Below are 1,118 nucleotides of genomic sequence, written 5' to 3' on the forward strand. Positions count from 1 at the left end.
TGGCCGTGCCGATCAGCGTGTAGATGGCGGCGGCGCGATGTCCGCCGCGCTCTGATCCGGCGAAGAGCCAGGATTTCCGGCCGAGGGCCACACCGCGCAGGGAGCGCTCGGCTGCGTTGTTCGAGAGGCAGATCCGCCCGTCCTCGAGGAACCGCGTGAAGCCCGGCCAGTGGTGGGGCGACAGCAGGTAATCGATGGCTTTCGCCACCTTGGCATGCTTTGACAGGAGCGCGCGCTCGCCGCGAAGCCAGTGCTCCAGGTCCGCGACCAGCGGGGCCGACTGGCGCTGCCGCATCTCCAGCCGCGCCTCCGGGGTCTGCCCGTTGACCATGCGCTCGATCTCGAACAGCGCGTCGATGCGCTTCACCGCCTCGACGGCAATGGGCGAGATCTCCTTGGCCGACTTGCCCTTGCGGATGTTGGTCTGCACGTCAGCGAGTTCGAAGAACTTGCGCCTCGCGTGCGACCAACACAACGCCGATGCTACCGGCCCGGGTTTCCGGGCGGCATCGTAGAGCTGGTTGTACCCGGCATAGGCGTCCGCCTGCAGGATGCCCTGCCAGCCCATCAGGTGTTTCGTTGGATGTTCCCCGGCGCGATCGGGGGAGAAGCGGAACACGACCGCGGGCGGCGCGGTCCCGTCGAAAGGACGATCATCGCGCACATAGGTCCATAGCCGGGCGGTTTTCGTGCCGCCACGGGCCAAAAGCGGCACCGTGGTGTCGTCACCATGTAGCCGGGCCGCGGTAAAGACATGCGCCTCGATCAGCGCGTGCAGTGGCTTCAGCAACTCGGCCACCGCGCCGACCTGGTCAGCGAGCGTGGAGAGGCTGAGGTCCACGCCTTCACGGGCGTAGCGCTCAGCCTGGCGGTTGAGGGGCTGATGCTGGCCGTACTTTTCGAAGACGATCATCGCCAGCAGGCTGGGCCCCGCCCATCCCCGCGGGATCGGATGGAAGGGCGCCGGGGGCTGGGTGATCTTCTCGCAGGCCCGGCAGGTGAACTTCTCCCGGACCGTCTGGATCACCTTCCACTGGCGGGGAATGACCTCCAGCGTCTCGGTGATGTCCTCGCCCATCTTCACGATGCGATCGGACCCGCAGCACGAACAGGTGCTG

At 67.0% G+C, this 1,118-nt stretch carries 1 protein-coding gene; it reads right to left on the minus strand.

What is annotated here, in order from left to right; genetic code table 11:
- The coding region (gene tnpC, locus FN828_RS20420; RefSeq protein ID WP_142495135.1) for an IS66 family transposase at nt 1-1,118 on the minus strand (1,118 nt) is incomplete at both ends.

This window comes from Thalassovita litoralis (assembly GCF_900182725.1).
Classification (GTDB): domain Bacteria; phylum Pseudomonadota; class Alphaproteobacteria; order Rhodobacterales; family Rhodobacteraceae; genus Thalassobius; species Thalassobius litoralis.